A 26,106-nucleotide genomic window follows, 5' to 3' on the forward strand; every position below is an offset into this window, starting at 1 on the left:
TAGTTTTTATAGTGATCCTAAATTCGTTTTTCCTAGTATAATTTTATCTGACAATCGCTCGTTTTCATCACTGCAGTCAAACAGTCGTCCTGTTGGATAAACATTGTCGAGAACGGTCAGTGCCTTGATAAAACTGATTAATTGCGGTTCCGGCTGCTCTTGATTCAAATCAGTTTTGGCAAGCAAGTAGTCTTTGTATGTTTTTTCAAATTGAACAAGCTGGTTTTCTGCGGGGTCTTTCACATCTTTTTCCCTATATCCAATCCAGCATACTTTTGCCAGAACATGAGCTGGCAGTTCTTCCTTAATTATTTTTTCTATATAATTTCTAAAATCGGTATTGGCAAACCGCAATGTATATCCTGGCAGTACTACGCTCACACGGTAGGAGTAGGGATCTATTGGTTCGCAATCACCGCACTCTTCGGCGCAGATAGGCATGAAAGTATCTGGATTTACTGTAGTTTGATTTACATCTGGGCGAAGCATCATGTGTTCTACCAAAAACATTCCTTCTTCGGTAAAATCTTCTTTCATAAATTGAATCAAATCCAGAATTGACTTTTCTAAATCTGGGAGATTATTATAATATTCAAATCTGCGGGCTATAATACGGTTTGGATTTTTCTTGTCTTTGATGGCCGGATTTATAATGTCATAAGAATATTTCCCAGCATCTGACTTTTGTATTAAAATATTGTCGATAATGGCTAAATCTTTTACTGTACCGTTTTTAAAGGCCTCTTTTATTTTATATTCCCGTGTCTGAATAATTTGCAATACAGCAAAATAAAGTTCTTTATTTGCAGCAGAAGTGTCAAAGTATTCAACTGTTGAAGAAAGTACAATTTCATTATTTGTGTCGACAATACGCCATCTATATACCGATTGATTGTCTGTGTCAATAAAATTGTACATCTGGACAAAGGAGTTAGAAAGATTTCTACGGCTGTAATCTTTAATACCAATAAGTCTCGAAATCCTTTTTTCGGCTCCTGAAACATTATTCGTATTCCATAAATTGGTAATAGGCTGTTTGTAATAATCAAAAGCATTGCCGCGCTCTTTGCTTACTACTTTATAATCTTTTAAAAAGTTTTCTTTATCGCGCAATACTACCTGATCTGTAGTATTGCCGTAAATGGTTTTGTTGACAAAAACATATTCTGAGAAATTCTCGGCAAAACGTGATAAAAGGTGGTCTAAAATTTTATTTCTTCGTTCAATATTATTGTCCTGCTGGTCAAAAAGCAGTTCTGTAATACTATCATCAGTGTAATTATCATATCCATCTACAATGTCATTAGCGCCTTCAATGTCTTTAACGACTTGAGTAAAGAGAGTTCGGGTTAAATTACCGCTTACTGAAAGCAATTCGCTTACCTGACCTAATTGTTTAAAATAACTTCCTAATATCTGGTCAAAAAATAAAAGATATCCTTTTAATTGTTTTGCTTTAGATTTACGTTCAACAGATGCTCTGGTTGGAAGACCTACTTCGCCAATACCATAAGTTTCAGGAAAATCATTTTGTATGGTGGTATAAAAATCCGTGTTCAGATATTCACCATTCGGTATTTCTAATTCTTTATTCTGGCTGGCATTGGTTGTAGCTTTGTCTTTTTCGGCTTTTATGGCGTCTAAATAAATTTTTACCTGAGCCTGATTGATGTTAAGAGGCAATACTCCTTTGTTGTAATTGAAAACGCTTTTGGCACAAATAATGGGTTTTTGGTAAGGAGCAAGGCAGATAAGCCATTTGTTTTCCAGATCATCGCCGCCGCAATTACCCAAAGAAATATCTTTAATCAGTACTACATCCGGCACCGACATGATTATTCTCATGATATCAGAAAGGCGTACTTCGTTTCTCAAATCGGCCGTAAGCAATTCTTTTGTATCAATAAAACCGTTCTCTAAAGATGGACCATCAAAAATTTCCAGAGTTGAGTATCCTTTGTCAATCATTTGTTTTAGAGAATAAAAATTGACGGTTGTAGATAAATAACTTTCCAGAGCATCAATCACATTGGCATGAACCAGTTCTTCATCAGCTTCAGTATTTACTTCAATATCTACGCATATTTTTATAGGGTAGTCTACCACTTTTTTGATATCGACAAGATCCTCGCAAAGGTTTCTGTTAGCGTGATACTGCTTTCTTATTTTTTCTTTAACGATCTCTATTTCTGCAGGTTTTGAACTTTCAAAATCTACATACAAATCATACAAGCCATTGAGCTCAAAAGTTTTTCTTAAATTTTCGGGTAGATCTTTATAATCTTTAAAGTCATAAGAAAGCTGATTTTTTTTGCAGTCTACATAGACTTTTTTCTCATGTTTGGCGAGCCAGCAGTTTCTAACTCCATCTATGTCTATAAAAAGTTTTCGGTAATCATTTTGCGTGACAGGACTAGAAGACAATACTTCTGAAGCTTTAAAAAACTGTTTCGGAATGCCTTTATTAATGTCATTAGATTCTAAAATATTTTCTATAGGAAGATTGAGCCTCATGCCAAGATCTGAAATGGCATAGCAAAGCATTTCCAGCATCGTAATACCTGGATCATGCTCGTTAAAGTCTGTCCAAAATTTGCTTCCAAAAGACTCGATATATTCGATTCCTTTTTTTCTTAAATAAAAGAAATCCAAATCGTCCTCTGATGCTGATTTTTTAGGAATGGTTATATGTTGGTTTCGTATCGACATTTTTCAGGTTCTTCTGGGGTTGTTTTTTTGCATGTTATTATGTTGGTGCTGATAATGTGGTTTTTAACAGAAACTAAGATGTTTTTTGGGCTTGATGGAGACAGTGTAGTTTGAAAGTCTAAAAGATCTATATTAGCCTCATTTTTATCTGTATCGTCTAATGGCAATGGCTTAGGTTCTTCATTTTTGGCATTCTTATCGACATAAATGGCCATCTCAAGCATCGATAAAAAATCTACATAATATAGATTTTCGATATATTCTATAACAATACTGCGCTGCAGTTCAACTCCAAATATGATTTGTTTTGAGGTATCAAATGCCCAAGGAGATAGAAATTTTATAAGATCTTCGTTGAGCTGTTTTTTATAAAAATTCTCATCGTATTCTGGATAAAACTTCACATCCAGTTTTATTATAACTTTTTCGTAATCAGGATTAATTACTTTTGCAGACACTAACATGGAGTTTTTAGAATTAATAAAGCTCTCAATGCTGTTTAATGTGGCTGTGCTTACTCTTGGCTCATAAATATCGAATACATTTTTGTCTACGATGTCCGGAATTACGACCAGCGTTACGTTTCCCGGAGATAAAAATGAGGTATCTGTACCCGAAATAAAAGTATGGTTAAGGCATTTTACTCTAAAAACATTTGGAAATTCCTGTAAAATAAGATGTTCATAATCCCAAAGCGTTATAGCCCTGTTTTTGTGACGCAGGCGCTCGCTTACACGTAAATAATAGGATGGGTCTGACTCTAATGGTTTTCCATCAAACGAATTAAAAGGCTGTTCAATACTTTTAATTTGTGGTACCCTGGTAATTAATTTTGATATTGTTTTTGCAGGCAATGTGCTGTCTAAATGCGCTAAATTATTGTTGTTATCAAAAAATGCTGCAGTAACAACCTGGGTTTTCACATCAATCACTTTGCAAACGGCATCGTAGTCTTTGTGCATTTTTGCTTTTACCCAAATGGTATCGGCTGGAAACAATGTATTGTCATTAGTTGCCTGTTTTGGAATGCCAAATTTTACGAGACCCGACTTTAAGAAGTTGTCTATGCCATTTGCTAGAATATCCTTGTCAAGGTTTTTCCAGTAATTATCGCATAATATGTACCATTCTACTTTTTGTTTTCCTGTAAAAGTGGGAACGCTGATATTTTCGCTTCCTTCTAATATTTGAAACAATAATGAAATTTGCTGCGATATTTCTGCATCCTGAAGGCCTACATAAAATTCGCCTCCATGACAATAATCGGGAACCAGATAATTTGCAATTGATGTTTTAGCCTCTAAAATTTCTTTATTGATGGCCTGTTCTTTCAAATAAGAATGTTCTTCGCGCTGGCCAAACGGAGCTTCATGAAACAGTTTTATTCGGTTAGACTCATAAGCAGAAACCCTAAAATCAATACTTTCCTCCGCAGAATAATTCAGGCTAATGCTTTCTACAAGTGGCGTGTAAGGCTCGTTTGGAATTGGTGTAGTCGGATCTTCCGCCACATTCATTATCGCCAAAGTATATATTTTGGGATATAATGAATGTAAAAACGACTGATTTAATGTTAATCGGATAGGGCCGCTTTTGTCAATTTCATATTCGCCTTTTACATTGATGTTAGATTCAAATACGTTGTTTTTATCAGAATCAGTAAATAGCTTGACATCATTCGTTTGATCTTTCCAAACTTCTTTGTTTAAAACTGATACTGTTGCTTTAAAATAGTCATCTGCAGTAACAATTGGACCATCAGGGTTAAATACCTTTATAGTGTTAGGTTCTGCAGTACCTTTTGGTTGTAAAATGGTTTTTCTGGCATCTTCGGGCTGGTTGGCACGCATTTTAGTTTGACTGTCTTCATCCTTGAATATTGCAGAGTTGAAAATTTCTTTACTGATAGTTTCAAGAAAAGTTACTTTGTAGGCAGCATAGTGATTTTTAAATGATAATGGAGTATTTTTCCATTTGATATTAATATCAGCTCCTATCCAGTTTTTAGAAAAGATTTCTGGATAGTTGATTATAAATGAACTGTTTTTTTCTGGCTGCGTTGTAAAAGGGTAGAAGGGTTTTGCCGCATTAAGCAAACCGGTATCACTTTCTAATAATAAAGATTTGACATCATTAACCTCAACTTTTGCAGTAATGCTTTTTATCGTTTTTGTAACTAAACATCTAAAAAGGGCATGACCTTTTGCTTCTTCGGTATGAATTAGAAATCGGATTACAGGAAGTTCTGTAGAGAAATGTTCCCCTAAAATTTTCTGATCATAATTAATAACTGATGGACTATCTTTTGGTATCTGAAACACTAATCTTAGTACATTTCCATCAATATTCGAAGATACATTTATATTATTAAAAGGAACGCTTGTGCCGGGTTTGAAACCTCCAATCCAACCTTTTTTTCCACTATACTGGATGCTAATGTTTTTCTCTAAATCCGCTATAGTAAATGATTGATTTGTAAATTTTAAGGGTTCGTCAAAAAAAATTGTGATACCAATATTTCTGTCGCCTTCTTTAAGATTAAATAATTCAGATGCTATGGCAAAACCTAATTTGGCATCGCTTAATTTTGGGTACTTTTTTTCATCTGAATTATATCCAAAAGGAAACCAATATGAAGCGTCTTCTTTTAAAGGTTCGCCTTTTCCATCCAGAGAATTGGCGATTTCGCTGCATTTTATTTCACCCAAATCAACGTCATTATACACGCTTTTTAGGTACGCTATATTGGCTTTATTGGCAATAAATTCTTCTGTGGTTTTGTAAATTAACTTTTTGCCATCAGGATCTTTTCCTGCGTCAAGTTCTGTATTGACAGCTATTTTTTCTTCAGCTATTTTTTTTGCCAGTTCAAAAATGATATTGACTTTATCTGCTTTTGCTGGTAGTTTTTGAATTTGCAGGATGTCTTTATAGAAAAAATCCAAATGCTTTTTGGTAATAAGATTAAGCTTGTTTTGGGATAATTCCAATAATTTCAGGAAACACACAAACAAGGTTAGGTGAGGAGTAAGGTCCTGATTTATATTAACAGTTGATAATGTTTTGGTAATGTTTTCTTTTAAAGCAGCATATTCCTTATCTGTTCTTTTCGGAATACCATCTGGCAGATTATCTTTTGAAAAACCAAAATAGCTGAAAAACTCCTGCCAATCGCCTTCTGGAGTTTTATCATTATTAGTGTCAAAAAAGTTGACTTCTTTGGCAAAATTATAAGCAAATAACAGCCAGTCTTCAATAGTAAAATCATGAAGTTTCAGGTTGTCTGGCTCTAATGCGTCACTAAAGCGTTCTTCCTGATTAACTCCATTTCTTTTAAAAATAACATTGTCTATTTGGCTGCCGTTGGTGCTCATAGCTTATAAACTTTTAAACATTAGTCCCTTCTTCTTTGTAAAAAGGGTAAACAAGATTGCTTCTTGAGTTTGTACTTCTTATTCTGTAATCGATTATGACCAATAATTCTCCTTCTAAATCATCGCCTTGTGTGATGTCAATTTTTTCTACATCAATTCGGGGTTCGTAATATAAAATTGCTGTTTTTATGAGTTCTGAAACATAGGTTTTTAGTGTTCTGTCTAATGTTTCAAAAAGCAGTTCATCCATATTACAGCCGTATCTGGGCAGCATAATGCGTTCGCCTATTTTGGTAGAAAGCAATATCTCCAGACTGCTTTTAATGTCTGCCTCATCAGATGTCATTACGACTGCTTTATTGTTCTTTTTGAACTCTGGCGGAAAACTCCATCCAGTACCTAAAAAAGCTTCTTTACTTTCCATAATTAACCTATTAAAACGGTTGGGCATCCTATTACAATTGTTCCGCCATGGGCTGTTGAATCTCCCATTCTTGCGGCTGGTTTTCCTCCAATCAGCACTGTGGCTGAGCCAGCTATAATACTATCCGGAGGACCTGTACAAACAATCATATCTCCCAAGCAGGCTGCCGGCTGACCGCCTATTAATACTGTAGGCGAGCCTGGCGGTAATATTGGTCCGCCAACATGAGGGACAGTTCCTGTTACCATTGGGCAGACATGCATATCGTTAATTCTTGCGGCTGGTGCTCCCATAATTATTTTTTTATAGTTAAGCTTTCATTTGAGCGTTTGAGAAAGTAGAAGGGATGAGTTAATTTATCTGTACAATGCTGCCTTTTACAATCGCTGCCGCTGCTGATGACATTTCTGCGCCTGCACTCCCTTCGGCTTTAAATTGGGCGGCTGCTTTTAGATTTACATTGGTACCTTCAATTTTTACATCGCCTGTTGCTTTTATTGAAATATCGCCTGCACTTTCCATTTTTATTCCTGCGCTGTCAATGGTAATCACGTTAGAATTTTCGTCTTCAACAACTATAGATCCTTTGTCTTCGTCCAGTGTTATTTTTTTGCCTGCCGGAGTTTCAATGGCTATTGACTTTTTATCATCATCAAAGAGTACTTTCATTTCGCTTCTTGTAAAAATCCCTTTTTGATGATTATCGTCAGCTGCTTTTAAAGGAGCGGGTTTTGCGCTGCTGTGCAGCATTCCTAAAACAATGGCATCATTGGGATCTTCGTTGATAAAACCAATAATTACTTCGTCTTCAATTTCGGGCCTAAAAAATGTGCCTCTATTGTCACCTGCATCTAAAGCTGCTACTCTGCACCAAATCCCTTGTTCTTCATTATTGATGATTGGGATTTTAACCAAAATTCTGTCTTCGCCGTCGGGATCGTCCTGAAGCTGGGTCACAATACCAATATGAAGTCCTTTTATGGATGGAATTATCCCTGAAGCCGATGGTGTATTGACATCATACGTTTCAGAAAACCATTCCGGATTTAATCCAAACTGCACGTTTACCGTCCAATTGCCGTTTGCAATTTCATGGAAAACTCCCGTAATGTATGCTTTGCCATTAAAACGATCGCCTACACCTTCAAGCGTAATAATGGTATTGGGCTTTACGGCTGGAATGCCTTGAAATTTTACTCTTCCGCGAACTTTTGAAAGCTGCTGAAATAATAATTTTGCATCAGCCCAATCTTGCAACTCGGTATCGGTAACATTACCGCCGTGGCGCAATTCTAAATTTTCCAGTTTTACGATATCGGATAAATCCGAAGCAGATAAATTCCCGTTTAGACTTACGCTGGGATCTTTGGCTTCAATTTCTAATAATTCCTGATTGGATGCATTCCAACTGTAGGATGAAACTTTAGCAAACTGATTTCGAGCATCAATTTCAGCATCAAAATCGAGCATAGTGGCGCCAAAAGCAACCGTTTCAACTGATTCTGAAGCCAAATCTGGTTTTTTAATAGAGATTTTGCCATTTTCAACAAAACATAATTTTCCATTGGCCTGTGCACGAGAGACAATAAAATCCCAATCGGAAGTATTGTACTGCACTAACTCTTTGTGGCTATAATTTGTACTTTCTACATCTTTTTGCAATCCATAAGTGCCAAGAATGTCTTCAAAAGCATCGCTGTCTTTTACATCATAAAAATATTTGCTTTTTCTGCCGATAGTAAGTTTTACGGCTTCGTCTTTACATTCTACAATCAAAAGAGACGAATTGTCTTTTATTTTTATGGAATGTTTTACAACGATTCCTTTGTAAATAGTTTCTTCATCACTATGATAGCCAGCTTTGATTTCTATTTTTTTGCCCGGAATGAGCAAATCTTCGTTACTTAATTTAAAATCTCGTGCGGCAGCATCTCCATCGGTCAAAATAATCTGCGCCATAGGTATTCTGTTTACCTCATTATGAACAACAATGCTCATTACCTGGTAAACGCCAGACAGCTCAGTTCCCTCAATAAGCAGTTTGTGCGTTACTAAATCGGCACTTTTACTGGTTTGTATGACGTCGCTATTGTTCATCTATTGTTGTTTTTGCAGAGGAGGGAAAAATATTTTCTGGCCAATTTTTAATTTTCTGAAATTGATAAGCTTGTTGGCTCTTGCTACTTCGAGATAATATTTTGAATCGCCATAGATTTTAAAAGACATTAAAGGAAGCGTATCGCCTGCTTTTACAGTTCTGGTATGCGTTAAATCAGGAGATTGATTGTTTTGTTGTTTTGCTCTTAACTCATCTTCAACAACTCCTTTGAATTTTCCTTTTGCAATGGCTCTAATAGGTGTTCCATCTGGCCTGAAAAGTTTATATTCAATGGTCATTTCGGTGAGAGATCCTTTGAAAAGCAGGCTTCCCCAGGCAATTTTTAAATAGTTTGGCTTATGTTCTGTACCATTATATTCTAAAATTACTTTTCTAAAATGCTCAATGTCTTCAATAACACCGTTTTCGGTACTTTCTTTGCCGGCAATAACGCCAGTTCGGTCAAAAACAAAATCCAATTCTAATTCCTCTGGAGCAATTGCTGTAAATCTTGGCGCAGGACTGCTCGTTCCGGCGGCTTGGGTTGTATCTTGCTCTATTTTGTAATGAAAAGTATATTTTTCGGGATTCATCAAAGTAACGAACTCTTCAATATCCGAAATGGGATTGTTGAATTGTGGATCGCTATAGGCAATAATCTTCAGTTTTTTTAATTCACCAGTTGTCATATCAGCGTTCTTTTTTTCGTTCAATAATCTTCATTACTTGCTCGACACATTCTGCCACAGTATCTTTTTCTGCAGCAGGTGATGGTGAAGAAGCTGGTTTTGCACCCGAATTTGAGCTTTCGTTCACGTTTATTTTAATGTGAAGCTCTTTGATTTCAATTGGCATCGTAAAATTATTTTTTATGAAGGGTGAAATAATTATAAGCAAGCTCAAAGCTTTCAACAACAATTTTGCTTTCTAAAGCACTAAAATCTTCAACGGCCCATTTTACGGGATAAGCATGTACAACTTTCCAGTGCATTAACGGTTCGTGGTCTTGATTCAAGAGTTTTACAGTTAAATCTACGGGCTTAAATTCGAAATTTTCTAATGCTTTTCTGCACCATTCAATTACGTCAGAATCAATCAGTATCCCCCTTTTTAAAACCAAATTGGGATATTTGGTTTTTACGGGAAGTTTGTGTTTGAATCTGTTTTCTCCACCCTCAACAATTTCTTCCGTTTCAAGATCTACAGAAAGTCCTGATACGGATTGAAATTGATGGTCTTTTTCTTTTGTGCCCAGCTGATCAAATTCAACCAGAAAATGAAAGCCTACGGGTGGATAATAATTAGCCATGATTAGTCATTTTGAATAGATAAACCTTCGTGAACCAATTCGATTGACTCGATGGCTACTTCGTTTCCATCGGCTTTTAAATCAGTAGATTGTACTTTAGTCGGCCACGCATTTTTTACTTTCCAGGTAATCACTGGTTCGTGCTCTTCATTAAGTAATTTGATGGTAATATCCCTTCTTTCGATGGTGTTTAGTTTTACCGTATTCCACCAGGCGTAATATTCATTATCGCTTTTAAAAGTGCCTCTTTTCATGGTGATGTTAGAGAATTTCTGCATGCCGGGCATCTTTATTTTGCTGTATTCCGGACTTGCGCCCTGACGGTACTCAATAACTTCAGTTTCTACATCTAATCCGGAAACTTCTGTAAAACCTATTTTTGTTCCTCCCCAGTCAACTGAGAAATGAAACTTTGGTAACGGATAACTCATGATCTATATTTTTTTAATGATGATTTAATTAAGATTCCTGCATTTTGTGAGAGAAACGAAGTATGATGAACTCAGCCGGACGAACTACTGCCATACCGATTTCGATTATCATTTTACCGTCTAAAATATCCATAGCAGACATGGTTTGTCCCAGCCCAATTCTAACATAAAATGCTTGTTCTGGTTTTGCTCCGGCCAAAGCTCCGGCTCTCCATTGAAGAATTAAGAAATTCTCAATCATAGCTCTTACTCTTATCCAGGTATTGGCATCGTTAGGTTCAAAAACAAACTGTTCGGTTGCTTTTTTAATAGATTCCTCGGCCATATTAAAAAAGCGTCGAACCGGTACATAGCGCCATTCACTATCATTACCGGCTAAGGTTCTTGATCCCCAAACCAAGGTTCCTTTGCCGGTAAATGTTCTGATAGCGTTGATAGATTTACCTGCAACAGTATCAACATTTAAGTTGTCCTGAATGGTATTTGTTATTTTTACGGTTGGTTTTATGACATAGTTCAAACTTACATTCGCAGGTGCTTTCCATACGCCTCTGTCTTTATCAACTCTGGCATAAACTCCCGCAATAGCAGCGCTTGGAGGAAGTATTATCGGCAGGTTGTAAATTTCAGTAAGTATCTTATTAAAAGTTGCATTGTCGATAGTTTCTAAAGTGCTTAATTTTCTTCCGTTTAATGCTCCGTTATTTACATCTTTTCCGCTAACAGATTTAATCGCATTTAAAAGTGCAAGCAGGTCTGCTTTAATAGTGGAAAAATTATTTGTAACTACCGTAATTGCGGTTTGAGTAGTCAAAGGAGTATAGTCTACAAGTTTTTTTAATTCTTTATCAAAACTTACAGCATCTGTTGATACAATTTTAAGCAGTTTTGCCACTGCGTTCTCGTCCTGTATTTTTTTCTTTAATGTTTTTAAATTTTTATATACGGAGTCAATTTTATTTGCAGTAGTAAAATTCGAATTAAAAGTAGTCAAAGCACTTGTGATGTTGTTTGCAATAACCATATCCTCATCAGATATTGTACTGATTGCGGCATTTGCTTCATCGTTTAAAGAATTTCTTAAAAGAGACAAACTTTCTAAAGAAGTAAGAAGAACATTCAGTTTATTAAGGAAAGCTGTTTTTTTAGCAGGATTGCTGACAAAGGTTCCGCCTAAATCAAAACCAGTTGCATCATTACTGTACATCTGTAAAAATAAATCACTAATTTGACCAGAAATATCTCCGGGAGCAGTGGTAACGTCAATCAATTTAGCTACAGTTGCATCAATCCCTAAAGTTGGACTTTCTATAGATATTAGCCCCTCAGCAATTTTATCATACGCTTTTGCCGTATAAGAGTAATGTTTTAATATAATTTTACTGCTGTCAAAAGCATAGTCCAAGATGGTTTCTAAGTGCGGATAATATGCAGCTCCGTATTTAACAGTATCTTTTTCAGCACTAATTACACCTCTTAAATCATCTATATTTGGATCTGTTGGGCTTGATTCATCATAACTTAAAGTATCTATTATGGTAAATCTGTCCTGAAGATTTTGGCATTGCATTAATGCGCTATTATATAATCCGTAGAAATTAGCTTTATCTATTCCGCTTACTTTTGTTGCATCTGGAAAAAGAATTAGTGTTGGTTCGTCTACTTTTTCTAATTCTGTTAATCCTTCAGCCAATTTAGCAATGCTATTGATTGTTGTGACAGGAGCGTCTTCCTCATCTAAATCATTTCCATAACGCCCAACCGAAATAATGTAGCAAGGACCGCCGCCATTTGCAAAGAACAGCTGCAATGAATAATACATTAAAAAAGGCTGTTTTGAAGTTGGCTGGTCCACAACAATAGATCTTGTGTCTCCATTATCAGTTGAAACATCATTAATGGTAACACTAATTGTTGTCTCTGGTTTTGCAAAGCCAAAAAAGCGTTCGTATTCTAAAAGAGATGTTATTCTTGTTGGTTTCAATTTCAAATCTCCATTAATCTTGTTCGTGGCTTTTTCAGTATAGCCAATAAAAGCAGGAATCGCTGTTTCTACCTGGGCAACAGAAGGAGGAAACTTTACGATTTCCTCAACATATACCCCAGGCGTTTTGTAAGTTGTTGCCATAATTGATTTGTTTTTTAATTATTAAATAAATATTTCCGAATAGTAATCACTATTGATTTTTGTTATTGATTTTACAGAGGGATTTGGGTATTGACTTTCTGCCGGTTGCGAAGGATCCAAATCGTTAACAGGGTCAATTTCTACAAAACCAGATCGCGTTAATGGCTTTGCTGCAGTAGTTTTAATTATGGTTCCTGCTTTACGGTTGATGTATCTCCAAAACGTTTTTCGATTGTCAAAATGAATTTTAAAATTTGGACTTATCATTTTATCCGAATTGTCTATAATATTTCCTGAGCTGTTGTCACCTTTAGCGGAAAGCGAAATAATTCCAAAGACATTTTGCTGTTCTGACGGCTGCAGTGTTGAAAGTAAGTTGGCAGTTGTTTCTTCAGATACTAAATAATCGTTTGAAATTAACTTGTTGTCATTTATTAGAGGAAGATATTCAAATGAGACCGGTTCAGTTAAAGGTCTAACGTTGCTAAATAAGAATACCTGATTAAGGACAAAGTCCAGATTAGTATAATTTTCGAATTGATAATCATTGATTTTGATTAAAAATTTTAGGTTTAAATCAGCAGGGACTTTAATAAATGGGTCGAATTCATCTTTCATTTTAATATATATTCCGAAACCTGTTTTAGTTTTTTTGAATACCATTTTGTAGTTTTTGAGTACAGTATTGGTTTCTAAAGCTGGCATTACTGCTATAAATGCATCTGCACTAAATTGCTGCATCATTTTTTCTTTATCAGCATTTGTCATACTTGCAAAAGTTTCTTCTCCGTTATTCAAAAAATAATTATGAAGAAGCGTTACTTGAAATAACAATCCATATGTAGAAGAATAACTCATGACTGTTCTTTTCTTTTGGTTATTCCGGTGAACTCACCGATAAGCTGTCCTTCTGCTTGTGCAATATTGCGGTCAATTTGTATCATGCTGACTTTATATAAGGCAGACGGAAGCTGTTTTCCGCCTAATGTTCCCCAGATATAATTTAACTCTTCAAAAGTGGGAGTGTAGAGTTCAACCGTAAATCTAAAGTTGTCTACATTGCTCATTGCAATATTGTTTCGGTTATAAATAGTATTGGCTTGAGTAAAAAGTCTTTTTCCTTGAAAAAATTCGATAATTTTTGAAATGTCCTTAAGTGAATTGACATATTTGTCTCTGTTGGCACTAAAAAGGATATACAGATTTAAATTGACGATATTGTTTTTATAAATTGTTTTAGTATTTTCTATAGTATGATTTGGGAAGTTTTTTAAAGTAGCTTCTTCATCTAAATTAATTATCGTAAGTGCCACGGCATTTTTTAATGCGTCGGCTATATCATCATTTTGAGATTCTAAAAAAGCAATATTTTCAGGAACAACAGATTTGTCCAGCCCAATTTCCTCGAGATAGTTGTTTACTTGTTCTGTAATTATTTGTATTACTTCAAAAATCATCTTTTGATAAAATTTATTATAAATACTAAATGAAATTTTACTGAAAAGGAATTAGATTCTGGGCGCAGATTAAAAATAAGGATAGGCTTTTGAGTGTGCTTTAAACTTGTAAAGAAAACAAGGCTGATAGAGTTGACTAAATTAGAAAAATGTAAGGGTACGAAAAAAGGGGAATTTTCCCCTTTTTTTACTTGTTTAAGGTATTGGTTGTTAATTAGTTGTGCTGATATTGTGGCTTTGTTTTAATTCTTAGTAAAAACAAGGGTTTGAAGGAAAAAACATTCAAAAATTTTAATAAGGAAAAAATTAATTTGTTCAATTTTTAAATATGAATTGAAACAACAAATTTGATGTTTCCTGAAAATTTGACTTATCTAATGAGGCAGCTTTGGCATAAAAATAATTTAGAACAGAATAAGTAAATCAGGTATAACTACTTTATTTTTATATGTTTAAAGTGGGTATGTTTAATGTGTTCTGTCTGAAAATGATTATAATTTAAGCTTTTTCGGATTTAAAGATTTAAGTTCTTTTTATAATTCTTAAATATTATAAATAATTCAAGTTGCTAGTTTAATAATTCAATAAATAAATCGGCTCTAAAAAAGTTTAATTCCTACGGGATATTTTTTCTGGCAGATTTTATTATTCGGCTGCCAATATTTAACTCCTAACGGAGCAACAAAAAATATCTTGGAGAGATTATATATTGTTAGAAATCAGTTTATTCATGTCAATTTTTGTCCCTACGGGCAATGTCATTAAGTTAAGCTTTTAGAAAATAAAATTATTGCAAATCAAATCCGCGTTTTTACGAAGTAAATCTGTTTTATCCGCGTCACAATTAGACGCTGATTTTACTGATTCGCTAAAGCGAAAATGCTGATAAAAACTGATTTTTCTAATTACTTTCTTAATTTAATTAAACTGTTAAGTAATTTTATAAATTTCCTCTTAACTTAATGACATTGCCCGTAGGGACTACACTTTATTAACTAGCAGCTTGAATTAATTAAGGTTTTACAGAAATAGGCTTTATGTTATTGACAATAATATTTTACTATCAATGCTTAATCTCAAAGAAATGCCGTAAAATAAAAAAAGCTACAGAGAAATCTGAAGCTTTTTTACTTCGTCAGGAGTTAGAAATTCAATTAGAAGAATTAAAAAATAAGTGGCATTTCTCTACTTTAGAAAAAATCTTCATTCGTGAAGAAATGTATATCGACTTCAAATTATACGGAGACAGAGAATCACTTTACAAATATTTATACGATCGTTTTGAGCCTTTCAAAAAGTCATTCGTTAGAGAAATCAATGACGACGATTTACAAAGACTGACTCAAATCCCGATGATTCGTATTACGCGTTTTGATTCAGATAAAGCCGACGAATTAATTTCAAGGCTAGAAGAGGAAATGAAAGAAGTAGAGCATAATCTAGAACATTTAACTGATTTTGCAATTACTTATTTTACAAAATTAAAAGAGAAATATGGTAAAGGACGCGAACGTCAGACGGAACTTCGTGTTTTTGATAACGTTGAGGCTACAAAAGTTGTTTTAAGAAATACAAAACTTTACGTAAACCGTGAAGAAGGTTTTGTTGGAACGAGTTTAAAGAAAGACGAATACGTAGGCGATTGTTCGGATATTGATGATGTTATCGTGTTTTTAAGAGATGGGACATTGATGATTACAAAAGTAGAGGCGAAAACCTTTATCGGAAAAGATATTATACACGCTGCTGTTTTTGACAAAAATGATAAACGCACGATTTACAACATGATTTATCGTGACGGAAAATCAGGCCCTTCATATATCAAACGCTTCAATGTTTCTGGAGTAACACGCGATAAACCTTATGATTTAACGAATGAAACTGCAGGTTCTCAAGTTGTTTATTTTTCACATAATCCAAATGGAGAAGCTGAGGTAATAACAATTTTATTGCGTCAGATTGGAACTATCAAGAAATTGAAGTTTGATATCGATTTTGCCAAACTAGCAATCAAAGGACGTGCTTCAAAAGGAAGTTTAGTTACTAAATATCCAATCAAGAAAATCGAATTAAAAGAGAAAGGAATTTCGACTTTATTGCCAAGAAAAGTTTGGTTTGATGATACTGTAAAACGTCTAAACGTTGATGCAAGAGGAGAATTATTAGGCGAATTTAAACCAAGTGATAAAATCTTAATCATTAATCAAACCGGTAAATTGAAGGTTATCATTCCGGAATTATCAACTCATTTTGATGAAGATATGATTATTCTGGAGAAATTTAATCCTAAAAAACCAGTTTCAGCGATTTATTATGATGGAGAAAAAGAGTGATATTATTTAAAACGTTTTCTGGTCGAAACAGATAAAGAGGAAAGTTTTATAACGGACCATCCAAATTCTCAATTAGAGATTGTATCAACAGATTATCGCCCGGTAGCACAATTAGTTTATGCAAAAGTAAAAGGAGTTCAAAAAGAAGATTTACATATCGATGTAGAGGATTTTATTGCTATAAAAGGACCTAAAGCATTAGGAAATCAACTAACAACTGAAAAATTAAGACAAGTTAATCTTTTAGATTCTTTACCTTATGAAGAACCAGTTGAAGAAGTTCCTGAAAGACCAGAAGTATCAGAAGATGATCCTGTTGAAACAGAATTAGATGACGATGGTCAGATAGGTTTGGTTTTAGACTAAAAAATGAAAACGCTAAGAATTTGATTTCTTAGCGTTTTTTTATAATTATAATTTACCATTTTTTGAAGACCATCTTATAATACCATTATGTATTAATACAAGATTTCCATCATTTTGTAAATGAAGTTTTGCTCCTGGAAATTCTGCAGTATTACTTGTCCAAGTTGTACGATAAAATCCACCAGGTATGATACCTCTCTTTCTTCCCTGAATAACTATGTTACCATTTAATTCAAGAGAACAAGTTGGTTTAAAAGAGTATTCATGATCTCCAACTTGCCATATTGTTTTATTGTTGTTATTGTCATAAACGCTTAAATAACCATATGAAAATTCTAGTTCATATTGATTACTTGGAGACTTTATTGAGTTTGTCCAAGGAATTTCATGAATATTTGTTCCAGATTCTATACTTGAAACTATAGGAAATGGGTACCATTTATTAATCGAAATCATGTCTGTTTTTGATAATGCTTTTGGCTGATCAACACGAATCCCATCTGTAGTTAAATTTGGATCAATATAATAATGCATTATAGAAAGCGGATCATATACTGAATAATTTGTTTGTTCAGGACTATACTTGTAAATTACATTTTCATCTACTTTTTCTTTGGACCAATCCATATTATCATAATAATATTTATAAACTTTCGGTAAATTCCAATTAATATTTGCAACAGGGCTATTTTGTTCATGTACTAACCCTAAAGCATGACCAAATTCATGTAATATAGTTCGTTTTGCACTTTCTTCGTTTCCTACTTTATTCCATCCGAAACGCATTGATGGTTGATCTTGTTTGGTGCTTAATGCGCCTGTTCCTAAAATAGACCAAGCACCACCAGGGCTACCCACAGTAAATCCAATTTTAATATCTGCATATTCATTTTTTGGTACATATTCAAATTTAAGATTTGCATAGGTCATCCATTCGCTAGCATATTTTTTTACTTGTTCCTGCATATCAATATCCCCATCCAAAAATTTAATTTTGATAGTTCTTTCTGGTAGCCATTTAGTTGAATTTAAAATAGCAGCATTTGGTTTTGAAGTAGAGACATTGTGAGAATTTACAAAATCAAATGTGCACATAATTATTTCATCATCCACTGAGACAACTGGGTTTTGGGTAATATGATCGTCATCATGATTACAAGATAATAATGTGATTGCAAAAATTGCGGTTAAAAATTTTAATTTTTTCATGGTTAAAATTGATTAATATTAACTGGTAATAATCGTAAATAAAAAGCTATTTTTTTTAGTGGTTTTTAAAACATGTCTTATAGTGTTATAATTTAGACTTATAGTGGAAGATACGCTTTGTAGAAATCTTTCCCATACTCTTCGTTATATTAAAAGCCAATAAACCTTATAGTGTTATTATTATAACTTATGGAGGGATTAAGATTTTTTGTGAGTTTTTAAATTAGCAAATTAATTTAAAATCAAAACCATGAAAAAATTAGTATGCTTATTAAGCACCGTATTATTGGTATTTACCTCTTGTTCAAAAGATGATAATGATTCATCAGATTCAGTTTCTCCAATGTTAGTTAAAAAAATAACTACGACTTATAGTGATGGAGAACGTCTTACAGAAGAATATCATTATAGTGGTAATAAAATTGTTAGTGTGACAGAAGGAGATGGTTCCGTGTCTAAGTATACTTATACTGGAGATTTAATAACCAAAATTGAATACTTTGATGAGACAGGGTTGTTAAAAGACACTAGTGAATATGGCTATACTGATGGACTAATGACAAGTTATATTGAAAAATATGACGATGATCATAATAGTAAAACTAAATATACGCATAATGCTGACGGTACAATTTCTTACGAACAGTTTAAAGTTAACATTAAAACAGGTCTTGAAGTAAAATTTCAGCAAACGGGAAAATTAACATACAAAGATGGTAATTTAATAAAAGCAGAAAGATTGTACGATAAATTTGAAACTGTGGAAATATATGAATACGATACTAAAAATAGTCCCTTAAAAAATATTTTAGGTTGGAATTTATTATTAGATGAAGAGCCAGCTGTTAAAAACATAATTAAAAAGGTTGATACTTCAGGATCTCAAGGTAATCTTCATACAGATACATATATATCTACCTATACATATGATGTGAATAATTATCCAACAGAAAAAATAACAAAACTTTCTGGTTCAACTGATACTGAAACTGTTCAGTACGTTTATTAATTTAAACTTATATAAAAGCAAACACTTCAATATTAAGTTGAAGTGTTTGCTTTTTCTATTTATTGAAATAATCACATTTTTAAATGTCAAAAAATAAACTTCTTTTACTTCTTTTACTATTTGTATCGTTATCATACTCTCAAGCTAAGCGCCCGACAGTCATGGTCAATGCGCGTGCGCAAAAAGATAAAATTTTGATTCGCTGGGCAGTTAATTCTCCTATAGAATGGCAAAAAGCAAACAAAAAAGGATTCGTAATAACAAGAACTACAGTTTTACGAGATGGGATTATTTTGCCAAAACCTGAAAAAACACTCCTTATGCCAAAAGCATTGGTTCCAGAACCATTAGATTCATGGCTGGATATGGTACAAAAAGACAATAACGCAGCTATTATAGCACAGTCTATTTATGGGGAAAGTTTTGAGGTAACTGCAGCAAAAGAGGGAGAATTATCCAAAATTGTAAATATGGCTGATGAATTGGATCAGCGATACACTTTTGCTTTATATGCCGCAGATATGAGTTTTGAAGGAGCGGTAAAAGCAGGTTGGGGATTTGTTGATACCAATGTAAAAAAGAATGAAGTATATGCCTATCAGGTAAGTGTATTTGAAACTCCAAAAGTAAAAGAATCATCATATGTTATTGGCCTAAAAGATTATACAGCTTTACCAGCGCCAACAGATTTTATTGCCATTCCTGATGATAAAAAAGTAATGCTTTCTTGGGATTACGAAACTTTCAAAAGAATTTATACCTCTTTTATGGTTGAAAAATCTTCTGACGGAATAAATTACACACCAATATCAAATACAGCTCTTGTCAATTTAAATGATAAGGAAGATCATCCGTCAAAAACTATGTATTATGTGGATACACTTAGTGTCAACGATAAAATGTATCACTACAGATTGTATGGTATAACCTCATTTGGAGAAAAAGGTGAAATAACAAAACCAATTACTGCAACCGGAATAGCAGCGATTGTTACTTCAGCTAGATTAATTGATTATAATATTATTAACTCAAATGAAGTGAATCTCGAATGGGATTATCCCAAAGAATCAGAAAGTTTTATTCAAGGGTACGAAATCAATTTGGCAGATAACGATAAAGGCCCATACAAAGTTGTTTCTAAAATAATCTCTCCATCAGAACGAAAACTAAATTATAAAGAAAATTTATTTCCATCCAATTATTTTACCATATCTGTTGTGGGCAAAAATAATCAGCGATTAACTTCTCAAAGTATGCTGGTGCAGCCAGTAGATTCTATTCCGCCCGCAAAACCAATTGGGTTAGAAGGTGTAATTGATAGTCTTGGAACGGTAAAATTAAAATGGAAGCCAAATCAGGAAAAAGATTTACGCGGCTACCGCATATTAAAAGCAAATAACCCAGACGAGGAATTTGTAGATATTTATCATAAATCTTATGAAAGTACGACTTTTAAAGACAGCGTGAGCTTGAAAATGACAAACAGCAAAGTTTATTACAGAATTGCTGCCGAAGATATGCGATTTAATATTTCAGAGCCATCTGATGTATTGGTTTTAGACAAACCGGATAAAATTCCGCCAGCTGCTCCAATTTTTAAAGACTATGATAATAAAGATGGTAAAGTACATTTAAAATGGATTCGAAGCTATAGCGAAGATGTGGTAGGATACAGTTTAAGAAGGAGAGAAAAAGGACAGGAAAAATGGCTTGAAATAAAACAGATAAATGATACCATTCAAGAATTTACAGATGATAGAGTAGAGAATAAAAAAACGTACCAATATGCTATTCAGGCTAAAGACAGAAGTAATCTTTGGTCATCATTAGATCATTCTGTAATAACTGTACAGGTTTTAGATTTTACACCAGTTAAAATGATTTCATTTTTAGAGGGAATCCCTGATCGTGAAAATAAAAAAATAATACTCACTTGGGATTATAATAAAAGCAAAGACAAGGTAACTGGTTTAAGTATTTATAAAAATGTAAAAGGCAGCCCACCAACATTATGGAAAGAATTAAATGGGGATGTTTTTACTTTGGATGATAAAAATTTAAAAATAAATATGGAATATGAGTATCATCTCGTTCCAAATTTAGAAAGTAACAGCCCTGCCAAAGAAGAAGTTTTAACCGTTGTTTATTAGCCTTATGAAGAAGATTTATTTGTTAGTTTTTTTAATGGTTTCTGGGTTTGGATTTGGGCAGGCTCCAGAATTAGGCTCATACGAAGTTGTTTTTAAAGGTTGGGCGATTAATGATGAGCATCATAATTGCGGTACAGCATATGTAACCCTTGAATTTAGTACGCCTGCTGATAATTATAAAGCTTTAGATATTACTTATTCTGATAATAGGGCTACTACCTATTATACTTACGAGGATACTAGAACTACATTCAGAGCAGATAAAATTCTGCAATCCATGTTTTTTTCTGCTTCCAGACGTGATAGACAATCCTGTAAGGGAAATAGACCATATAATATGGGAAGAATTTATACTACAGATAAGTTTCATTGCTTGGATTTAGATTTTGAATTTAAGCAGTTTAGGAATGTAGATAGTGATGGAGATGGACTGGGGCGATCTTCTTTTAATGTAAAGATCCGTCCAATTCTTGTTATTGCTGATCCTGGAATCAAAAATGACCTGCCAACAGAAACCAAAATTGATATAAAATCAAACACAGGTTTTCTTCCCTCAGAGTACAATTGGCAGTATTCATTAAAGCCATCTCCAAGTGAAGATCCTAATTCATCAGACTGGGTAGATTTACCCCAATATAACACAAAATCAAGTTTTTCTGCAAATGCAGTTGATATTCTTGGAGCAAATACATTTAATAATGTAGGCAATAAAATTTTTATCAGACAAAAAGCTTGTGGAGTAGTTTCAGATCCTGTTTTTTATATTATACGTCTATCTGCACCAATCGTTAATTCGGCAGTAGTAACCCAACCAACCTGCAGTGATACTGATGATGGAGTTGTAAAGTTTGTATTCGACAGGACATTATATGATGGTGAACAATTAAATTATACTATATTGGATGTTACCACCGAGAATACTCCTACTGATTATAATGGTTCATTAGATATTGGTTCAGATAAATCTTTTACCATTTCGGGTATAAGAAAGGGAAGTTACATATTACAGTTAATAGGGTTCAAAGATGGTGTAAGTACAGCTGTTATTACAGATCATTATGATTTAAAATCATTTACAATCACATCCCCGCCTCCGTTAGATTTTACATTAAATACTAGAAATGTACAATGTTATGATGCCCAAGACGGCATCATAACCATAAATCCAACCGGAGGAACCCGTAATGTAGTAGGAAATGATTATTATTCGTTAGACAATGGAGTCAGCTGGATTCCGTTTCCTAACAATGCTTCGTGTACTATAACTGGCTTAAATCCGGGAACTTATCGTATAAAAGTAAAAGACATGAATGGCTGTATTGCCAGAGTTCAAACTTTAATAGAAGGAAGAGTTCAGCTTGGAGAAGAAAAAATTATAGAAGCAACTATCTCAGAACCATTAGCGCCATTAGCATTAAACTATACTTTTAAACAAAATCCAACTTTTAGTGGAGCTTTCAATGGTAAAATTACTGCCTCTATAAGCGGCGGATCCATAAAAGACGATAAATCTTATGACTACAAGTGGGTAAAAACAACTGGAGAAGAATTTACAGGAACTACCCAATATAATGCGGCAGATAAAACCTTTACAATTTTATTAGAGAATGCTCCCGCTGGCGAATATAAATTGACAGTAACAGATAAAAATTATGAAGCAGCAATCAATAAAACGAATTGTTCTATTATAGAGTCTTCTCAGGTTTTAACCCAGCCAGAGCCTATTAAAATTACCTTAGCAGAAACCCAATCAATTTCTTGCAATACAGAAAATGGAGATACAGATGCAGATAAATTCTCAGACGGTATTTTAACGGCTACAGTTGTGGGAGGAACTCCTCCTTATCAATATGTTTGGTCAAAATTAAATCCCAATACAAATGTTTGGGATGCTTTAGACGATCAGACTTCAAACACAGCTCAAAATCTTTCAAAAGGAAATTACGCAGTAAATGTTATAGATGCCAATAATATAGAGCAGGGAACTTACAATAGGACAGCTTTAGTTACCTCAATTCCTACAATGAAAGAAATTGCAGAGCCTGTAAAACTAAATTTACTATTTGACTCAATTAATGTTTCCTGTCATGAAGGTAATAACGGCTGGGCGAAAGCAACTGTAACCGGAGGAATGGCTCCGTATAATTACACTTGGTATAATATTAATGACGGGATCATAAATGACAATGAAATATCTCAATTAAAAGTAGGTGAATATTATGTGGAAATTACGGATCAAAAAGGCTGTTTTATAAAAGGAAGTATTGTAATAACAGAGCCTCAATCTGCTGTGTCAATTGATTATAAGGAAATTACGGCACCTACTTTTGCAGGAGCAACAAATGGAAAAATTGTTGCCGAGATCACAGGGGGAACACCTAACAATGATAGCACTTATTTTTATGAATGGAAAAATTCGGCAGGAAATGTTCAAACCGCAGCTACTGAAATAAAAGACGGGATTTATACCATTAGCTTAAACGGTATTCCAGCCGATAAGTATTTACTAACGATAAAAGACAAAAACTATAATGAAGGCGAGAATCAGATTATTAATTGTTCAGTTTTAGAATCAGAAGTAAAGCTAACTGAACCTGATCCTCTAAAAGTTGTTTTTGAAATTGTTCGATCTATTTCATGTAATGTGAATAATGAATTTGGAAATGATAAAGATACAGCTCCAAAAGACGGACAGCGTGACGAATCGCAGGACGGTATTTTAGTGGCACATGTTACAGGTGGAACACCTCTCGCATCTTCTGCAAATAGCGGTTTGCCTTACTATTTCTATTGGAAGAAACAGCAGGCAGACGGTTCGTGGTCAGCCCTTCCGATGATTAAAGACTCTATCGCTTCCAACCTTTCACATGGCAATTATGCGTTGAATATAAAAGACAGAAACGGAATAGTATTAGGAACTTACATTAATAATCAGCTGGTGCAGGAAATTGATGTTACCCAATTGATGCAGGAGCCTCCGAAATTGACAGTTGCCATAACCAAAGGCGATGTATTCTGTAATGGTGGAAACGACGGCTGGGCAACGGCAAATGTTGCAGGAGGAACGCCTCCATATGATTATAAATGGTCAAATGACGTTGAGACGGATAAAAATACGGTTCTAAAAGCAGGGGAGTACTGGGTTTTTATAACAGATGCTAAAGGATGCACAACGCAGGAAAGCATCACTATTATTGAGCCATCAGCACCTTTGTCAATAAAATATACTGAGGTTTTAAATCCAAGTTTTTATAAGGCAACAAACGGAAAAATCGTAGTAGAAGTTACTGGAGGCACTATTTCTGCAAATAATTCTTATTGGTATGAATGGAAAAACAGTAAAGGGATTATACAGACAGCTGTTGCTAATTTTAACAATGGTATTTATACGATTTCTTTAAACGGAATTCCTGAAGAAACATATACGTTAAATATTCATGATTCCAATTATGATACAGCAGCAAACAAATCGAGTTGCAACATTTCAAATTCTGTAATTACTTTAGAAGAACCCGATCCGCTCGAAGTCACATTCGAGATAGTAAGAACTATTTCTTGTGATGCAAGTAATGAATTTGGAAATGAAACCGATAATAATCCACAGGACAATCAAAGAGATGAATCGCAGGACGGAATTTTAACCGCACATGTAAAAGGAGGAATCCAGTTACAGGCCGATAAAAATAATGGGCTTCCATATTTCTACACCTGGAAGAAAAAGCAAAATGACGGTTCATGGAAGATATGGAATGAAGAAACAGAAACACTCAACAACATTTCAGAAGGAACATACGCCTTGAATATTGAAGATGCCAACGGAATAAAATTAGGTACCTATACCAATAATATTTTGGTAAAAGAGACAGATGCGGTTCAATATATAGGGCAGCCTGCAAAACTAAATTTAACATTTACAAAACTCAATGCCAGCTGTGACAAAGGTGATGATGGCTGGGCAGAAGCTCATGTTTCTGGCGGAACAGCTCCTTATACATATGAGTGGACAAGCGGAGAAACAACTTCTAAAATTGAAAACATTACCACAAACAATTATTTTGTATTAGTTACGGATGCAAAAGGCTGCGTGGTTCAGGGAAGCATTTTTGTGGGAGACCCCAAAGGAATCTTAACGACTGAAACAGTAAAAAATCCAACTTGTTTTAGTGGAAATGATGGTTCAATTCAGTTAAATGTTTCGGGAGGAAATTTGCCTTATACCTATTTGTGGAATACCGGAGCTACGACCAAAGATTTAAATAATCTTTCTGCAGGTAATTATGAGGTAACCATTAGCTGTCCGGACTGCTGTGTGTATAAAAAGAGATTTGGTTTAAAAAATCCAAACCCAATTATAGTCGATTTAGGAAAAGACAGGACCTTGTGTAACGATCAGGTTTTAGAACTTGACGCAACTATCGCTGATAAAAATGCCAAATATAGCTGGACATCTACTAACGGATTTACCTCAAACCAGGCAAAAGTAAGTTTAACAAAAGCGGGAACCTATCATGTAAAAGCAACTTCGGCTTTAGGATGTGTAGGTGAAGATGAAATTGTAATAAAAACAAGTCAGGCCATTATTAGTTCTGAATTCTTATTAAGTTCTCAGGCATATCTGGATGAAGAAGTTATTTTGGTTAATACCAGTAATCCTTTTGGCGAAAGCACAAAATGGATAATTCCTGAAGGAGTAAAAACGGTAGAGCTAAAAGAAAAATACATTACTCTTAAATTTAATGACCTGGGTACTTATACCATAGGTCTACAGCAAACACAAGGAGAATGTTTCGCCATATACAATAAAAATATCACAGTAGAACAGCGAAGCACATTACCAAATGCTGGTAGTGCGCCAAAATTTATTATAGATTTTATCGTAACACCAAATCCGAGCAGCGGAAACTTTAAAGCTCTTATCAATTTAGAAAATAACAGTGCAGTTAATTTAAGATTGTTTTCTACCACAGGAGAATTTACTATGCAGAAAAAAGATTCAGGCAGGAAAAACTACGAAGTAGATTTTAATACTTCATTGCAATCCGGAATGTACCTTTTGGTATTAGAAACTGAACAGCAGACCCTAGTTAAAAAAATTATCATCTACTAAAA

At 34.2% G+C, this 26,106-nt stretch carries 16 protein-coding genes and 1 pseudogene; 4 read left to right on the forward strand and 13 right to left on the reverse strand.

Annotated elements, in window-relative coordinates; all coding sequences use genetic code 11:
* Positions 1-6: 6 nt before the first annotated feature.
* The 12 genes from AABD74_RS09345 to AABD74_RS09400 are packed head-to-tail and all read right to left on the reverse strand — an operon-like array spanning position 7 to position 13,930.
* Positions 7-2,709, reverse strand: a complete 2,703-nt coding sequence (locus AABD74_RS09345) for a hypothetical protein (RefSeq protein WP_406845343.1) — start codon at positions 2,707-2,709, stop codon at positions 7-9.
* Positions 2,685-6,083, reverse strand: a complete 3,399-nt coding sequence (locus AABD74_RS09350) for a baseplate J/gp47 family protein (RefSeq protein ID WP_406845344.1) — start codon at positions 6,081-6,083, stop codon at positions 2,685-2,687. The genes AABD74_RS09345 and AABD74_RS09350 overlap by 25 nt, the downstream gene beginning before the upstream one ends.
* A gap of 13 nt (positions 6,084-6,096) precedes the next feature.
* Positions 6,097-6,507, reverse strand: coding sequence for a GPW/gp25 family protein (locus tag AABD74_RS09355; protein ID WP_232682346.1), 411 nt, complete (start codon positions 6,505-6,507; stop codon positions 6,097-6,099).
* Positions 6,508-6,509: 2 nt separating this feature from the next.
* Positions 6,510-6,800: a PAAR domain-containing protein gene (locus AABD74_RS09360; RefSeq protein ID WP_232682345.1), complete on the reverse strand. Its 291-nt coding sequence runs from the start codon at positions 6,798-6,800 to the stop codon at positions 6,510-6,512.
* Between the two features lie 58 nt (positions 6,801-6,858).
* Positions 6,859-8,604: a type VI secretion system tip protein VgrG gene (vgrG, locus tag AABD74_RS09365; protein WP_406845345.1), complete on the reverse strand. Its 1,746-nt coding sequence runs from the start codon at positions 8,602-8,604 to the stop codon at positions 6,859-6,861.
* Positions 8,605-9,294: a LysM peptidoglycan-binding domain-containing protein gene (locus AABD74_RS09370; protein ID WP_406845346.1), complete on the reverse strand. Its 690-nt coding sequence runs from the start codon at positions 9,292-9,294 to the stop codon at positions 8,605-8,607.
* A gap of 1 nt (position 9,295) precedes the next feature.
* Positions 9,296-9,460, reverse strand: a complete 165-nt coding sequence (locus AABD74_RS09375; RefSeq protein ID WP_232682343.1) for a DUF5908 family protein — start codon at positions 9,458-9,460, stop codon at positions 9,296-9,298.
* A 7-nt stretch (positions 9,461-9,467) separates the two neighbouring features.
* On the reverse strand, positions 9,468-9,914 hold the full coding sequence (locus AABD74_RS09380) for a phage tail protein (RefSeq protein WP_012025138.1): 447 nt from the start codon (positions 9,912-9,914) through the stop codon (positions 9,468-9,470).
* A gap of 2 nt (positions 9,915-9,916) precedes the next feature.
* Positions 9,917-10,345, reverse strand: coding sequence for a phage tail protein (locus AABD74_RS09385; RefSeq protein ID WP_111290789.1), 429 nt, complete (start codon positions 10,343-10,345; stop codon positions 9,917-9,919).
* A 28-nt stretch (positions 10,346-10,373) separates the two neighbouring features.
* Entirely contained in the window at positions 10,374-12,473 is a 2,100-nt protein-coding gene (locus AABD74_RS09390; RefSeq protein ID WP_406845347.1) for a phage tail sheath C-terminal domain-containing protein, read from the reverse strand.
* Positions 12,474-12,494: 21 nt separating this feature from the next.
* Positions 12,495-13,331 (reverse strand): hypothetical protein, encoded by an 837-nt coding sequence (locus AABD74_RS09395; protein WP_406845348.1) that lies wholly within the window; start codon positions 13,329-13,331, stop codon positions 12,495-12,497.
* On the reverse strand, positions 13,328-13,930 hold the full coding sequence (locus AABD74_RS09400) for a DUF4255 domain-containing protein (RefSeq protein WP_232682340.1): 603 nt from the start codon (positions 13,928-13,930) through the stop codon (positions 13,328-13,330). The genes AABD74_RS09395 and AABD74_RS09400 overlap by 4 nt, the downstream gene beginning before the upstream one ends.
* Before the next feature lie 1,127 nt (positions 13,931-15,057).
* Here AABD74_RS09400 and AABD74_RS09405 point away from each other — a divergent pair.
* A pseudogene (locus AABD74_RS09405) lies at positions 15,058-16,629 on the forward strand (DNA gyrase/topoisomerase IV subunit A); the annotation flags it as partial.
* A 45-nt stretch (positions 16,630-16,674) separates the two neighbouring features.
* Here AABD74_RS09405 and AABD74_RS09410 read toward each other — a convergent pair.
* The gene (locus tag AABD74_RS09410; protein WP_406845349.1) at positions 16,675-17,838 is read right to left on the reverse strand and encodes a matrixin family metalloprotease; all 1,164 of its coding nucleotides are present in this window, start codon (positions 17,836-17,838) and stop codon (positions 16,675-16,677) included.
* 250 nt (positions 17,839-18,088) lie between these two features.
* On the opposite strand from AABD74_RS09410, the gene AABD74_RS09415 reads away from it, so the two are divergent.
* From AABD74_RS09415 to AABD74_RS09425, 3 genes are all read left to right on the forward strand, one after another.
* Positions 18,089-18,847 carry a hypothetical protein gene (locus tag AABD74_RS09415; RefSeq protein WP_232682339.1) on the forward strand — a complete coding sequence of 253 codons (759 nt, stop codon included), beginning with the start codon at positions 18,089-18,091 and terminating at the stop codon, positions 18,845-18,847.
* 83 nt (positions 18,848-18,930) lie between these two features.
* Positions 18,931-20,997: a fibronectin type III gene (locus AABD74_RS09420; protein WP_406845350.1), complete on the forward strand. Its 2,067-nt coding sequence runs from the start codon at positions 18,931-18,933 to the stop codon at positions 20,995-20,997.
* 4 nt (positions 20,998-21,001) lie between these two features.
* The gene (locus AABD74_RS09425; RefSeq protein WP_406845351.1) at positions 21,002-26,104 is read left to right on the forward strand and encodes a T9SS type A sorting domain-containing protein; all 5,103 of its coding nucleotides are present in this window, start codon (positions 21,002-21,004) and stop codon (positions 26,102-26,104) included.
* Positions 26,105-26,106: the final 2 nt, after the last annotated feature.

Origin of the sequence: Flavobacterium soyae (genome assembly GCF_045348165.1) — a bacterium.
Lineage (GTDB): Bacteria > Bacteroidota > Bacteroidia > Flavobacteriales > Flavobacteriaceae > Flavobacterium > Flavobacterium soyae.

Coding starts and splice junctions, on each gene's coding strand:
- AABD74_RS09425 (WP_406845351.1), top strand. CDS start 21,002: ATGAAGAAGATTTATTTGTTAGTTTTTTTAATGGTTTCTGGGTTTGGA.
- AABD74_RS09350 (WP_406845344.1), bottom strand. CDS start 6,083: ATGAGCACCAACGGCAGCCAAATAGACAATGTTATTTTTAAAAGAAAT.
- AABD74_RS09375 (WP_232682343.1), bottom strand. CDS start 9,460: ATGCCAATTGAAATCAAAGAGCTTCACATTAAAATAAACGTGAACGAA.
- AABD74_RS09360 (WP_232682345.1), bottom strand. CDS start 6,800: ATGGGAGCACCAGCCGCAAGAATTAACGATATGCATGTCTGCCCAATG.
- AABD74_RS09390 (WP_406845347.1), bottom strand. CDS start 12,473: ATGGCAACAACTTACAAAACGCCTGGGGTATATGTTGAGGAAATCGTA.
- AABD74_RS09345 (WP_406845343.1), bottom strand. CDS start 2,709: ATGTCGATACGAAACCAACATATAACCATTCCTAAAAAATCAGCATCA.
- AABD74_RS09410 (WP_406845349.1), bottom strand. CDS start 17,838: ATGAAAAAATTAAAATTTTTAACCGCAATTTTTGCAATCACATTATTA.
- AABD74_RS09385 (WP_111290789.1), bottom strand. CDS start 10,345: ATGAGTTATCCGTTACCAAAGTTTCATTTCTCAGTTGACTGGGGAGGA.
- AABD74_RS09395 (WP_406845348.1), bottom strand. CDS start 13,331: ATGAGTTATTCTTCTACATATGGATTGTTATTTCAAGTAACGCTTCTT.
- vgrG (WP_406845345.1), bottom strand. CDS start 8,604: ATGAACAATAGCGACGTCATACAAACCAGTAAAAGTGCCGATTTAGTA.
- AABD74_RS09380 (WP_012025138.1), bottom strand. CDS start 9,914: ATGGCTAATTATTATCCACCCGTAGGCTTTCATTTTCTGGTTGAATTT.
- AABD74_RS09400 (WP_232682340.1), bottom strand. CDS start 13,930: ATGATTTTTGAAGTAATACAAATAATTACAGAACAAGTAAACAACTAT.
- AABD74_RS09355 (WP_232682346.1), bottom strand. CDS start 6,507: ATGGAAAGTAAAGAAGCTTTTTTAGGTACTGGATGGAGTTTTCCGCCA.
- AABD74_RS09420 (WP_406845350.1), top strand. CDS start 18,931: ATGTCAAAAAATAAACTTCTTTTACTTCTTTTACTATTTGTATCGTTA.
- AABD74_RS09370 (WP_406845346.1), bottom strand. CDS start 9,294: ATGACAACTGGTGAATTAAAAAAACTGAAGATTATTGCCTATAGCGAT.
- AABD74_RS09415 (WP_232682339.1), top strand. CDS start 18,089: ATGAAAAAATTAGTATGCTTATTAAGCACCGTATTATTGGTATTTACC.